Consider the following 13210-nt stretch of genomic DNA (forward strand, 5'->3'; position numbering starts at 1 on the left):
CCGGTATTTACCGCTTCTCTAACTTCCGCTCCAAATCCAGCCTTACCATTTCCAGAGCACTTAACGCTGTCTGCGGATCCACCTCATTACTTTCCAGCAGGTAGATCAAATCCACGGCCAGCTTCACCTCTTCCGGGGCATTATCCAGTGTCTGTGCGGGTTTATCTGTCATTGATGTCTTTCCCTGAATGTGATCTGTTTTTCTAACTTAAGTTTGGCGGCCCGGCAGCGTTCCAGACGCTGTTCGGTTGCAATCAGCGCCTTCTGTGCCTGTTGTTGCTGAAACGGCGGAGCGGTTGCCAGAATCTGTTCTTTTTCCCGAACCATATCCATCAGGCGCGTTTCCCACTCCTGATGCTGAGCCAGATCCTGATACAGCAGATTAATCGGCTTCCGGTAATGGCTGGCATGCTTGATTTCAGTTTTGCGAACCGCCTGAGTGGAGATTTCCCGTTGGATGGCACTGATTTGTGCCAGCAGTTGCTCGGTCAGATACTCTGCACGCAACGTTGTCAGCAGTCCGCTTTCCTGCTCGCGGAGAATGGTTGTGTAAGTCTTCCGCGCCTCGGCAACGCAGGGAACCAGCAGACGGGACAGACAATGGAACAGCCTTTCGTCAAACAGGGGCTGATGATGCTCGCCCCGGCGACGATCCAGTTGTGCCGCCTGCTGTGCCATCTGTTCCAGCTTATCGTCCAGTTGGGTAAAAGAGGGTGTCATGGTGTTTGTTCGCCTCAGTGGTCAGAACCAGGCATTATAAGCCAGTTTTATTGCCAGTATGCTGACCATGGTAACAAAGACGGGACGGATAAACTTTGCACCGAAGCGAATGGCTGAATGAGCACCGGCATAGGCACCTAGCATCATGCAGACTCCCATGGTCAGTCCCAGCACCCAGTTGATATGTCCAAGAATGGCAAAGGTCACCAGTGAAGTAAAGTTACTGACGAAGTTCATCGACTTAGACAGCCCGGAAGCCAGCAGAATATTGATCCGGTACAGTGCCATGCTGCTGACCGCCCAGAAAGCCCCGGTTCCCGGGCCGGCAACACCATCATAAAATCCCAGAGTGAAGCCTTGTCCCCACTGCTTTCGGAACAGCACTTTCCCCGGTTTGGGCAACACACTGCCCTCCGCATCCGGTGTTTTATGCCAGATGGTATACGCTGCTGAAGCCAGTATCACCAGAGGCAGGGCTTTTTCCAGCCAGTCGGTGCTGAGGGCATCCACAACCAGCGTACCGGAAACCGCACCGATAAAGGTAGCAACAAAGGAATACTTCCACAGCTCGGGGTTAAACAGCCGCTTCCGGTAATAAGTAAAAGAGGCGGTAGACGAACCAAAGCTGGCTGCCAGCTTATTGGTTCCCAGAACGATATGCGGAGGCAGACCCAGAGAAAGCAGTGCCGGAACCGTCAGCATACCTCCGCCACCGGCAATGGCATCGATAAAACCGGCCACAAAGGCCACCAGCGCCAGAATAACCAACATGGTTGGTTCAATAAATTCCATAGTGTTTCCGAAGTTGTGATCTCAATACTCAATAACCCGCTTAAACGGCGGCAGTGAATCCAGCAGCGATTTCCCGTAGCGCTTGGTGACCAGCCTGCGGTCGAGGATGACGACTCTACCAGAATCCCGCTCGTTACGCAGCAGTCTTCCCACCGACTGGATCAGTTTCTTACTCGCCTCCGGCACCGCGATCTGCATAAAGGGATTACCGCCCCGGACGGTAATATATTCTGCATGCGCCTGTTCTACCGGTGAGGTCGGAACCGCAAACGGGATCTTGGTGATAATCAGGTTTTCCAGCAGTTCACCGGGCAGATCCAGTCCTTCCGAGAAACTGCCCGTGCCGAACAGAATGCTGGTCTTTCCGCACTGGATCAGTGTCTTATGCTTATTCAGAATCTCTGTACGGGAGGCTTCCCCCTGTACCTGCAGAGTCTGGCTTTTTTTAATCAAACCGGCAGACAGTGCCTCGGCCACTTTATTCATCTGCCAGTAGGAGGCGAACAGAACCAGATTGGCCTGCTTATCTTTTATCAGTTCCGGGAGTTTTTCGATCAGGTAATCGGTAAATTCTTCGGCCTGAGGCTCATACTTCATTGCCGGAATAATCAGTTCTGCCTGCTGTTGATAATCAAAAGGCGAAGCCAGCGCCAGAAACTGGGTTCCCTGCTCCGGATGCTCACTGACTCCGGCCTGACGGCAGAAAAAACTGAACGAATTCAGTGCACGCATCGTTGCTGAGGTCAGTACTGCCCCGCAGCATTTACTCCAGAGCTGTTGATCCAACTGCCAGCCAATCTCCAGCGGGGAGACGCTGACGATAAAATCGTCTTCCCGTTCGGGATTGATTTCCAGCCAGCGGGCAAGGGGAGCGCCTTTTTCCCGTGTTGGCTCAGCCATTAATGCCCAGACTTTTGCCAGATTCTCCAGCCGCTGCAGGAAGAACCCGGCCTCGGCCAGTGCCGGTTCGGCCAGATGTTTCGACAGCTCGCCATCTTTGAGTCGTTCTGCGATCAGATCGGCGATTTTCCCCAGTGCCTGACAGGCTTTGGCGGCCAGTTTTTTCAGCTCTGCGGATTCCTTTTCCAGCCATTGCGGCAGTTCCCCGTGCTCAAAGCGGTATACCTTATCGGTAAAGTACGCCGGGTCGAACTGACGGCCAAGCTGATTCAGTGAGGGGATCAACTGCTGAATGCTGTCCTGCAGTTCGTTTCTGAACCGGTTGACCCGGTTTTCATCGGCGAGGGCCGCGAGTTTTGCGGTGTTTTTATTCAGGGTTTCCAGCCATCCGGCTGCACCTTTCAGGCTGGAAGCGGCAGAAGCATGTTCGCGGGCAACGTGAGGCAGGTGATGCGCCTCATCAAAAATATAAAGGGTGTTTTCTGGTTCCGGCAGGATCACCCCGCCGCCCAGATCCAGGTCGGCCATCACCAGACTGTGGTTGGCAATAATAATGTCATTTTTGCTGATCTCGGCGCGGGCTTTCTGAAACGGGCAGCCGCGGTGAGCAGGCAGGCTGTTGTTACAGCTGTGTTTGTCGCTGACGATACTGTTCCACAACTCGTTACGGATAGGTTTGGGCCAGGCATCCCGGTCGCCGTCCCATGTTCCCTGCATAAGCGAACGGTACAGGGTTTCCAGCAGTTCAATATCCTTTTTCTGTGGTTTGGTGTCAAACATCGCCAGTTGCCCGCCGTCGGCACCACAGGCGGCCGCCAGTTTTTCTGCGCAGCAGTAACGTCCGCGGCCTTTTGCCAGAATAAAAGAGAAGGGCAGTTCACACAGGCGGCGAAACAGGGGCAGATCTTTATTCAGCAGTTGCTCCTGCAGGGCGACAGTCGCCGTGGAGATCACTACTTTGCGGTTGTTCAGTACGGCAAAAGGCACGGTGCCGATCAGATACGCCAGCGATTTACCGATCCCGGTTCCGGCTTCGGCCACCAGGATGCGGTTTTTTTTGTGGTATTCCCCGGACAGTGTTTTGGCGATTTCTGCCACTAAATAGTTTTGTGCCCGCCGCGGCACAAAATTATCCAGCTGGTGATGAAGGTTTTTATAACTGCTGTGGATGGCGTGTTGAATATTTGGGCTGAGCATCACATTTTATTTTGGCCGGAAGTTCGGCGGGCATCTTAGCACAGAGTGGAATATTGCCCAATAACAACAGAAATAGGTGTCCGTGTCAGCGAGCTAACACGGGTTTATTACCTGCGTATTACCGCTGGCAGAGCGTGAAATATTTTTTAAATCCGGTACTTCTGGTCAAAAAATAACGGGCGTTCCCGGCTAAAAATCTGTTTTTTGAATAGAATTTGATGCATATCACAAAAAAAAAGTGAACGTTTATAAAAAACGTCAATTAGAAAAAGCTTAATGGAGTTAATCTCTGTTATTTTTGTTTATGTCGATATAAATCTCTATTTTTATCTCTTAATTATCGCAAGTTGCGACATAAAGCTCCAATTTTGCCCGTGATAAATCTTTCATATTGTGAGAGGAATTTGCTGTGAAATTGACCCAAAAAACAGATAAAACAATGTAACACTTTGATTTTGATGAATTTATGTTTTTTTGCTTTTATTTATTTAGATGTTTGACATGCACCGGAAACTTTTGCAATCTAGGTTTCGAAATTTAGTGGCGGTGACGTTTCGCTTATTCAGTGACTTGTCATCATCAATAAAACAAAAAAAGGGAACCGAAAAGGATTTCCCAACTTTCTAAGAAAAGGCAGTGGATTATTATGAAAAAGACTCTAATCGCTCTATCAGTACTAGTAGCAGCTGGTTCTGTTAACGCAGCAACAACCGTTTACGAAAATGACGGTGTTAAAGTTGGTGTTCACGGTGAAATCGCAATTCATTACGAACAAGCAGAAGGTACTGACAAAGATGCAGCAATCATTATCGATGATGCTGACTTCGGCTTTGACGCAGAATCTGCTATCAACGAAGATATGGCGGTAATCGCTTCTATCGACGTTAAAGGTGGCGAAGATGCTGCTGATAACGAAACCTTTACATATGATGATGTATGGGTTGGTGTGAAAACTGGCGCTGTAACAGCAAAAGTTGGTAAACAAGTAACTCTTATCGATGACTTCGGTCTGTCAAACGATCAGGCTTTCGGTCTGAAGACCGCTGAAGATCTTGCAGAGGATGCTTTCACTGCGAAAGAAACTGAAGTTGTGCGTGTAAACTACGATTCTGGTGAAATGTTCTACGGTGCATTTGATGTGGTACTGAAATCAAATGGTACTGATGAACAAACTAGTGCTGCTGCTGCTGCTGCTGCTGATGAAGATGCTACTCAGTATGACCTGATGGCGGGTGTTCGTTTTGGTGATGCAGATATTGCACTGACTTACTCTGATTCAAATGAAATTGCTGGCGATGATACAGACGGTACTTTCATCGGTGTGAAAGGTGCTTATACTCTGGGTGATGTAGTACTGTCTGCAGTATATACAAACGCAGATGTTGAAGACCTTGATATCACTTCATACGGTGCAAACATTCAGTACACTATGGACAAGTTTGGCTTTAACTTCGGTATGGTTAACTCTGACCTGAACGATGAAGCTGAAGCTTATGCTGTAGCAAATGGCAAAGCATACAACGAAGATTACTCTGAGTACTATGCAAACGTAACTTACGCAGTGGCTAAAAATGCAACTGTATTCTTCGAAGTTCAGGATTCTGACGTAGAAGATATGGACATGGGCTACGCTGCAGGTCTGAAAGTTAAGTTCTAATTTGAATTTTATTCAGATATAGTAAAAAGCCACCGTAGGGTGGCTTTTTGATTTTTCTGGGGAATAATGATGAAAATAACCAAACTGGCTCTGTTGGCGTTAACGGCAGTCGCTCCTTTTGCCCATTCGGCGTCGCTGGATTTGCCTTACAGTGTGGATTTACTGGCACTGAACGGCATTAAGCAGGATAATAAATCTGTACTGGAATCACTAAAGCCGGGCAAACAGCAGATCATTATCCGCTATTCAAAAGACCTGCGTGATGGTTCCAAAAGCAGATTATATGCCTCTGATCCTTATGTACTGGAGCTGAATATTGCATCAGAAGCAGATGAATATGCGCTGGAGCATAAAAATTTTCGTACTTACAGAGCCGCTGAAGCCGCATTTGACCATAATCAGGTGGGCTGGACTCTGGAGCAGAATGGTTCTTCCGAAGAGATCAATCCGGAAAAACTGCTGGCAGAGGGCTTTATGCCTTACGCCGATATTGAACAAGCGATCCGTAATCATAATAAAGAGAAAGGCATTGTGCTGACATCGTCCGGTGCCACCAATGTGACGGAAGCCGTGGTGACTGTATCCGATTCCGGCGAAGTGGCCATTACCGGTGACCCGGTCACTCAGCTTAAACTCTGGTATACCAAAGCCAGCAAAGACGAGCGCAAAGCCTTCCGTATCTGGATGATCGATCAGGATTAATCTTCCTCTGCGCGATACCCATCGTTCCCACGCGTGTGGGAACGATAGAACATAGTGGTAACTTCGTTTTTCAGTTCAGGTGAATCGAAGTCATCACTTATTTTTACCTGGCCTTCAAACATCCCATATTGTCTGACTGTATTTTTCTTATATGGGATAAGCTGGATAACAGCTTTGTCATATTTGGTGATAATAACTTCATCACCTGCGATAGCAGCACTGATTAATTGAGGCAGTTTATTTTTTGCTTCATAAATGTTGACTTTCATCTTTTTACTCCGAAACGCGTTTTGTTCCTTATGTGAGCCTGCATAACCGGATTAGCCGATATTTTATGCGCAGAACTTTTATTGATACATAGGTAACAGCGAGTTCTGGAATATGAGCGGCATTTTTCTTCGCAACCGTTTGCTATTTTTCTGTGTATTGCCGCCTTGTTAACAGCAGGGTAAAATCCGGTTTTATTTCCTAGCAGAACCTTTTGTATGAAATTTCCCGGCCAGCGTAAATCCAAACATTATTTTCCGGTTCATGAGCGTGATCCGTTAGTCCGTCAGGCCCAGAGCCGTAAGAAGATGGCACGTACCCATGTTATCGGTATTGATCAGACGCTGGTGGATATTGAAGCCCGGGTTTCGTGTGAACTGATTGAGCGTTTCGGTCTGAGTAAAGGGCATTCGCTGGTGATTGATGATCAGACGGCAGAAGCTCTGTATCAGGAACTGAAGCAGCAGGCGCTGATCAGCAATGAGTTTGCCGGGGGCACCATAGGAAATACCCTGCATAACTATTCAGTGCTGGCCGATGACCAATCGACACTGCTCGGCGTAATGAGTCAGGATATTAAAATCGGCAGTTACGGTTACCGGTATCTGTGCAATACCTCCAGCCGGGTGGATCTGAATTATCTGCAGGGGGTTGACGGTGCAATCGGCCGCTGTTTTGCGCTGATCACCGAAGATGGAGAGCGTACCTTTGCCATCAGTGAAGGGCAGATGAATAAGCTGCATCCGGACAGTATCTCTGAAAGTATCTTTAAAACGGCTTCTGCGCTGGTGCTGAGTGCGTATCTGGTTCGTTGTAAAGAGGGTGACCCTATGCCGCAGGCAACCCTGAAAGCGATAGAGTACGCGAAGAAGCATGATGTGCCGGTGGTACTGACGCTGGGGACTAAGTTTGTGATTCAGGATAACCCGCAGTTCTGGGTCGATTTTCTGACTCAGCACGTCACGGTTGTGGCAATGAATGAAGATGAAGCCGAAGCACTGACCGGCGAGAAAGACCCTCTGCTGGCTTCGGATAAGGCACTAGAGTGGGTGGATTTGGTATTGTGTACCGCAGGCCCTGTGGGGCTGTTTATGTCCGGATATACTGAAGACGATGCCAAACGTGAAACCACATTACCGCTACTGCCGGGGGCTGTTGCAGAATTTAACCGTTTTGAATTCAGTCGGCCGGCCAGTAAAGCATCCTGTACCAGCCCGATAAAAGTATATTCGCATATTGCGCCTTATATGGGCGGGCCGGAAAAAATAAAAAATACCAATGGGGCGGGGGACGCAGCACTTTCTGCATTATTGCACGATATGGCAGCCAATAAATACCATAAAGAAAATGTGCCTAATTCCAGTAAGCACCAGCATGATTTCTTAACCTATTCTTCTTTTTCTCAGGTCTGTAAATATGCGAATCGTGCCAGCTATGAAGTGCTGGTTCAGCATTCACCCCGTTTATCAAGAGGATTACCCGAGCGGGAAGACAGCCTTGAAGAAGCATATTGGGAACGGTAATTTAACGGTTTTACGATGATACTTCGTAATAGGGATTCAGTAATTCGGAGTGGTTATTATACATAATCCGTATTTTGATTAAAAATAAGTAGAAACAGAGAAATAAAAAAGCGCCCACAGGCGCTTTTTTATTAAACAGAATAATCTGTAAAGACTAATTAAATCAGGAAATCATCCAGTGATTTACCTTGATCCAGAAGAGTCTGAATAGCAGATGGTGTACGGCCTTGACCTGTCCAAGTCTTTTCTTCACCATTGGTATCTACATATTTATATTTTGCTGGACGAGGTTCGCGTTTTTTACGGGTTTTTGTTTTCGTTTCACCAGAAAGCGCCTGGATCAGATCTTCAAGATCAATACCATCTTTTGCGATCATCTGCGCATATTCTGATAGTTTCGCTTCACGCTCTGCATTTGCTGCTTTTTCTTCTTCGTAAGCATCACGACGCTCTTCAACAACGGTAGTTAATTTATCCAGAGCTTCTTCCAGTTGTTCCATAGTTAATTCGCGAGCATAAGCGCGAAGACTACGAATATTCAGCAGAGTTTTGGTCAGTTCTGACATGATTCAATCCTATCTGGTTTAATTCAACACTAATAAATGATACTAGTAGGCAACATAATAGAAACGTTAATTTCCATATCTCTAATTCTATTTTAAAAAATTATATTGTAAAGCGTTTAAACCTAAAAAAAACTAATTTACAGGATTCTTGCAATATAATAACGTGAGTGATTCATGATCTCTCAGACTTTTTCTATTGATACTGTCTATGATTTTGCATTTTTTTTAATAACTGCAGTCAGATATTTTTGTGGTGAGCCTGACACATCAATAAAGGATATCCGTACGGTATGCACTTATTCCATACAGGCTTTTATGTTGCATTGGCAGGCAGGATCAGTAGAATAGCCGTACCTTATTCAGACATACCGCTGTTATTGTGTGTTGTTGCGTATAATTCGGTAAGATGTTCTGAGGTAGAGGTGCAATTACTATCAGTATCCGTCATTGGGGTGATGCCAATGAATGACGGGGAAAGGAGTCGTTGCCGAAGTGAACGTGCAGATCAAAGCCGTTTGCTGGGGTTACATCGAACAGGTGTAACACTGCCATAGTTTATGTTCAGAGCCGATCACTATTTATATAGGCCTGAGCGTAGAGTGTTTAAACTATGGAGCGCTACTGTAGGTTGGGTGAAACGTCCGTTTCCCTTCCAATTATTTTTATATCTGTCACGAAGACGGAATGCTGCAGTAGATCTCCAGGCTATGCGAACGCATACCTGACCAATTGGTTTTTGAAGATCATGAATTTAGTCGATTTTGCATTATCACCTTTATCTCTTTTGCCGCCAGTGGTGGCATTGGGGCTGGCTATAATTACCCGTCGTGTACTTTTATCGCTCGGTGTTGGTATTATTCTGGGTTCACTATTACTGGCTGATTATTCTGCAATAAATGCTGCTGCCTATATAGGTACTAAGATAAAAGGCGTATTTATTGAAGATGGCGCGATTAATAGCTGGAATATGAGTATCGTTGCATTCTTGCTTTTATTAGGCATGATGACGGCTCTGCTGACTTTATCTGGCGGTACCAGCGCATTTGCCGACTGGGCTCATCAACGTATTAAAAGTAAAAGAGGTTCGAAATTACTGGCTGCTTTTCTGGGCGTTTTTATTTTTGTTGATGACTATTTTAATAGTCTGGCTGTCGGTTCTATTTCCCGCCCGGTCACGGATCGTTTTCGTGTGTCACGGGCGAAACTGGCTTATATTCTGGATTCAACCGCTGCACCTATGTGCGTATTAATGCCTGCTTCCAGTTGGGGCGCATATATCATGACTATCATCAGCGGTATTTTAGTTGCACATGGCATGACAGAATATTCTGCACTTGGTGCCTATCTGAGTTTAGTTCCAATGAATTACTATGCAGTGTTCGCATTATTAATGGTATTTGCTGTTGCCTGGTTCCGTCTGGATATCGGATTAATGGGCGAGCATGAAATTAATGCTGAGCTGGGGCAAGGCTCTGATTCCAGTGAAGATAGTGCGGAAGCTCATGAAATAAATGAAGAGCTGGATATTGTAGAAAGTTCACAAGGAAAAGTAGCCGATTTAATTTTGCCTATTGTGACACTTATTATTGCAACCATTGCTTTTATGCTTTACACCGGCGGACAGGCATTGGCTGCAGATAATATTGCCTTTAATGTGCTGGGTGCATTTGAAAATACCGATGTAGGTATGTCACTGGTTTATGGTGCTCTGGTTGGTTTAGCGGTCGCACTTATTACGGTTCTTAAGCAACGTCTGCCTGTTGGCGATATCAGCAAAACATTGTGGATCGGCGCGAAATCTATGTTTGGTGCGATTCTGATCCTTATTTTTGCCTGGACAATCGGCTCTGTAATTGGTGACATGAAAACCGGTGCTTATCTGTCGTCTCAGGTTCAGGGGAGTATTAATCCGCAATGGCTGCCGGTGATTCTGTTCCTGCTTTCAGGTGCAATGGCTTTTGCCACGGGCACGTCATGGGGCACATTCGGTATTATGCTGCCGATCGCCGGTGATATGGCCGGGGCAACCGATCTGGCTCTGATGCTGCCGATGCTGAGTGCGGTACTGGCGGGTTCGGTGTTTGGTGACCATTGTTCACCGATTTCCGATACCACGATCCTTTCGTCTACCGGTGCGCGCTGTAACCATATTGATCACGTTGCGACTCAGTTGCCTTATGCGATTGCGGTTGCTCTGGTTTCCTGCGTCGGTTTTGTCGTACTGGGTATGACGGCTTCTGTGGCTGTGGCATTTGCGGCGGCATCGGCGGCATTTGTTGCGGTTTGTTTTGCTATGGCTGTGATGGCAAGGTCGAAAATAGCGGAATTGCAAAAGGCGTAAGTTCACCTCTGTCTGTTGCTGTTTTCTTTTTTTATCCAAAAAATTTAACCTTTGCTATTGAAAAATGTTCACAGCTTGGTTAGTGTTGTTTTACAAACATGGAGCTGACAAACTATGCGTAATTTTGTAATGAACATTCATCATCACCATCATCCTGAGTAGTCTTTCGGGAGATGTACGCATACCCGGGAGACACACTCCCGGAGGTTGAGTCAAACGCATCAAGATTTGAACCCTCGGGAGCTAACACTTCCGGGGGTTTTTTAGTTTCAGGACTGGAATAATCTTTAACACTCAACGCTTGCTTCGAAATAATTCGGAATAGGTATAAGAACAGGGAATTACGTAATGCCAACACAACGATTAAGAATTGCAATTCAGAAAAAAGGCCGCCTGAGTAAAGAATGTCAGCAGTTGCTGAAAAAGTGCGGTGTCAAATTTAATCTTATGGGTGAGCGTCTGGTTGTCCATTCCGAAAATATGCCGATTGACCTGCTACTGGTGCGTGATGACGATATCCCGGGACTGGTGATGGATGGTGTTGTTGATCTGGGCTTTATTGGTGAGAACGAACTGGAAGAAGTGCGGCTGGATCGCCTGGCTCTCAAGGAACCGAATGATTTTGTCACGCTGCGCCGTCTGGACTTCGGTGGTTGCCGTTTGTCTATTGCTGTCAATAAAGAGGAAGAATACAAGGGGCCGCAGGATCTTATCGGTAAACGTATTGCGACCACTTATCCACATTTGCTGAAAGCCTATATGGACGAGCAGGGTGTCGATTTCAGCACCTGTATGCTGACCGGTTCTGTTGAAGTGGCTCCGCGGGCAGGTCTGGCTGATGCGATTGCTGATCTCGTGTCAACGGGGGCAACACTGGAGGCGAATGGTCTGAAAGAGGTTGAGGTCATTTTCCGTTCTAAGGCAACGCTTATTCAGCGCGCCGGTGAATTTGCCGATGATAAACAAGCGTTAATCAACCGTCTTCTGACTCGCATGCAGGGTGTGATTCAGGCAAAAGAATCCAAATACATTATGCTGCACGCACCAACAGATAAACTGGCTCAGGTTAAAGCTCTGCTGCCGGGCGCGGAGGATCCGACAGTACTGCCTCTTTCTGCTGAGAAAAACCGGGTTGCAGTACATCTGGTCAGTACCGAAAACCTGTTCTGGGAAACCATGGAACAGCTGAAAGAGCTGGGGGCAAGCTCAATCCTTGTTCTTCCTATTGAGAAGATGATGGAGTAAGACCATGAAGACTCTGGTATGGCAATCATTGACAGAAGAACAGAAAGCGTCGGCGCTTGAGCGTCCTGCCGTTACTGAAGGTGCGAATATTACTGCGGCTGTCAGTGACGTGATTAATAAAGTCAGAACCGAAGGTGATAAGGCGCTGTTGGATCTGACGGAAAAATTTGACGGTGTACGCCCGGAATCCATTCGTGTTTCACAGGAAGACATTGACGCGGCTTCTGAGCGTCTGTCCGAAAAAATGAAACAGGCGCTGAAGCAGGCTTATGCCAATATTTCTCTGTTCCACAAAGCGCAGATCCCGCAACCGGTAAAAGTAGAAACTCAGCCGGGGGTCGTTTGTGAGCAGGTGACTCGTCCGATTAATAAAGTCGGTCTGTATATTCCGGGCGGCAGTGCGCCGTTACCATCAACTGTGTTGATGCTGGGCGTCCCGTCTCAGATTGCCGGTTGTCAAAAGGTCGTGCTGTGTTCTCCGCCACCGATTGCTGATGAAATTCTGTATGTGGCTAAGCTGTGTAACATCGACGAAGTGTATAACGTCGGTGGTGGTCAGGCGGTGGCTGCTATGGCTTACGGCACCGAAACGGTAGCCAAAGTCGACAAGATTTTTGGCCCGGGCAATGCGTATGTAACCGAAGCCAAGCGTCAGGTCAGCAATGATTTTCGTGGGGCCGCCATTGATATGCCTGCCGGTCCGTCTGAAGTGATGGTGATTGCTGATGATTCGGCAAAACCGGACTTTATCGCGGCGGATCTACTGAGTCAGGCTGAGCACGGCCCGGACTCTCAGGTGGTGCTGGTGACGCCGTCTCAGGATATTGCAGAGCAGGTATCAGAAGCGGTTCAGCGGCAGTTGAAAGCACTCTCCCGTGCGGCGATTGCAGAAAAAGCACTGGCTTCCAGCCTGATTGTGATTGCCGACTCGATCGAACAGTGTGTCTCTATTTCGAACTACTATGGTCCAGAGCACTTGATTGTTCAGACCCGTGATCCGCGTGCGCTGTTGCCGGATCTGGATAATGCCGGTTCTATTTTCCTTGGTGACTGGTCTCCGGAATCTGCCGGGGATTACGCCTCCGGTACTAACCATGTGCTGCCGACTTATGGCTATACCCGGACTTATTCCAGCCTTGGTCTTGCGGATTTCTCCAAGCGTATGACAGTGCAGGAACTGAGTGCCGATGGCCTGAAAGGTTTGGCTCCAACGGTTGTGACTATGGCTGAAGCGGAAGGTCTGGATGCGCATAAACGTGCGGTGACTATTCGTGTTGAAGCGCTTGAGAAAGGAGAATAA

At 47.3% G+C, this 13210-nt stretch carries 12 protein-coding genes, 1 riboswitch and 1 other annotated feature; of the genes, 6 read left to right on the forward strand and 6 right to left on the reverse strand.

Annotated features, from left to right (window positions below):
* Positions 1-7: 7 nt before the first annotated feature.
* Genes rsmS through dinG form a run of 4 tightly spaced genes read right to left on the reverse strand, consistent with a single transcriptional unit; the run spans position 8 to position 3609 of the window.
* Positions 8-172 (reverse strand): pleiotropic regulatory protein RsmS, encoded by a 165-nt coding sequence (gene rsmS, locus CSW98_RS00570; protein ID WP_100798505.1) that lies wholly within the window; start codon positions 170-172, stop codon positions 8-10.
* The gene (locus tag CSW98_RS00575) at positions 169-720 is read right to left on the reverse strand and encodes a primosomal replication protein (RefSeq protein ID WP_100798506.1); all 552 of its coding nucleotides are present in this window, start codon (positions 718-720) and stop codon (positions 169-171) included. Before CSW98_RS00575 ends, rsmS begins: the two co-directional genes overlap by 4 nt.
* Before the next feature lie 21 nt (positions 721-741).
* Positions 742-1512: a TSUP family transporter gene (locus CSW98_RS00580; RefSeq protein ID WP_100798507.1), complete on the reverse strand. Its 771-nt coding sequence runs from the start codon at positions 1510-1512 to the stop codon at positions 742-744.
* A 21-nt stretch (positions 1513-1533) separates the two neighbouring features.
* Positions 1534-3609 (reverse strand): ATP-dependent DNA helicase DinG, encoded by a 2076-nt coding sequence (gene dinG / locus CSW98_RS00585; RefSeq protein ID WP_100798508.1) that lies wholly within the window; start codon positions 3607-3609, stop codon positions 1534-1536.
* Between the two features lie 646 nt (positions 3610-4255).
* On the opposite strand from dinG, the gene CSW98_RS00590 reads away from it, so the two are divergent.
* Positions 4256-5266 (forward strand): porin, encoded by a 1011-nt coding sequence (locus CSW98_RS00590; RefSeq protein ID WP_100798509.1) that lies wholly within the window; start codon positions 4256-4258, stop codon positions 5264-5266.
* Positions 5267-5335: 69 nt separating this feature from the next.
* Positions 5336-5968, forward strand: coding sequence for a YccT family protein (locus CSW98_RS00595; protein WP_198517246.1), 633 nt, complete (start codon positions 5336-5338; stop codon positions 5966-5968).
* Here CSW98_RS00595 and CSW98_RS00600 read toward each other — a convergent pair.
* Positions 5965-6237, reverse strand: coding sequence for a type II toxin-antitoxin system Phd/YefM family antitoxin (locus CSW98_RS00600; RefSeq protein ID WP_100798511.1), 273 nt, complete (start codon positions 6235-6237; stop codon positions 5965-5967). The two genes, CSW98_RS00595 and CSW98_RS00600, sit on opposite strands and share 4 nt — an antisense overlap.
* 216 nt (positions 6238-6453) lie before the next feature.
* Between CSW98_RS00600 and CSW98_RS00605 the strand changes: the two genes are divergently transcribed.
* On the forward strand, positions 6454-7758 hold the full coding sequence (locus CSW98_RS00605; protein ID WP_100798512.1) for an inosine/guanosine kinase: 1305 nt from the start codon (positions 6454-6456) through the stop codon (positions 7756-7758).
* A 158-nt stretch (positions 7759-7916) separates the two neighbouring features.
* Here the strand turns inward: CSW98_RS00605 and CSW98_RS00610 are convergent, their stop codons facing one another.
* Entirely contained in the window at positions 7917-8324 is a 408-nt protein-coding gene (locus tag CSW98_RS00610; protein ID WP_100798513.1) for an H-NS family histone-like protein, read from the reverse strand.
* A gap of 409 nt (positions 8325-8733) precedes the next feature.
* Positions 8734-8953: riboswitch (Lysine riboswitch) on the forward strand.
* Between the two features lie 116 nt (positions 8954-9069).
* On the opposite strand from CSW98_RS00610, the gene CSW98_RS00615 reads away from it, so the two are divergent.
* From CSW98_RS00615 to hisD, 3 genes are all read left to right on the forward strand, one after another.
* Entirely contained in the window at positions 9070-10665 is a 1596-nt protein-coding gene (locus CSW98_RS00615; protein WP_100798514.1) for a Na+/H+ antiporter NhaC family protein, read from the forward strand.
* A 137-nt stretch (positions 10666-10802) separates the two neighbouring features.
* Positions 10803-10933, forward strand: a sequence feature (His leader region).
* Positions 10934-11013: 80 nt separating this feature from the next.
* A complete protein-coding gene (gene hisG, locus CSW98_RS00620) occupies positions 11014-11910 on the forward strand; it encodes an ATP phosphoribosyltransferase (RefSeq protein WP_100798515.1) in 897 nt (298 codons plus the stop codon).
* Positions 11911-11914: 4 nt separating this feature from the next.
* Positions 11915-13210 (forward strand): histidinol dehydrogenase, encoded by a 1296-nt coding sequence (gene hisD / locus CSW98_RS00625; protein ID WP_100798516.1) that lies wholly within the window; start codon positions 11915-11917, stop codon positions 13208-13210.

The organism is Vibrio sp. HA2012, assembly GCF_002812955.1.
Lineage (GTDB): Bacteria > Pseudomonadota > Gammaproteobacteria > Enterobacterales > Vibrionaceae > Vibrio.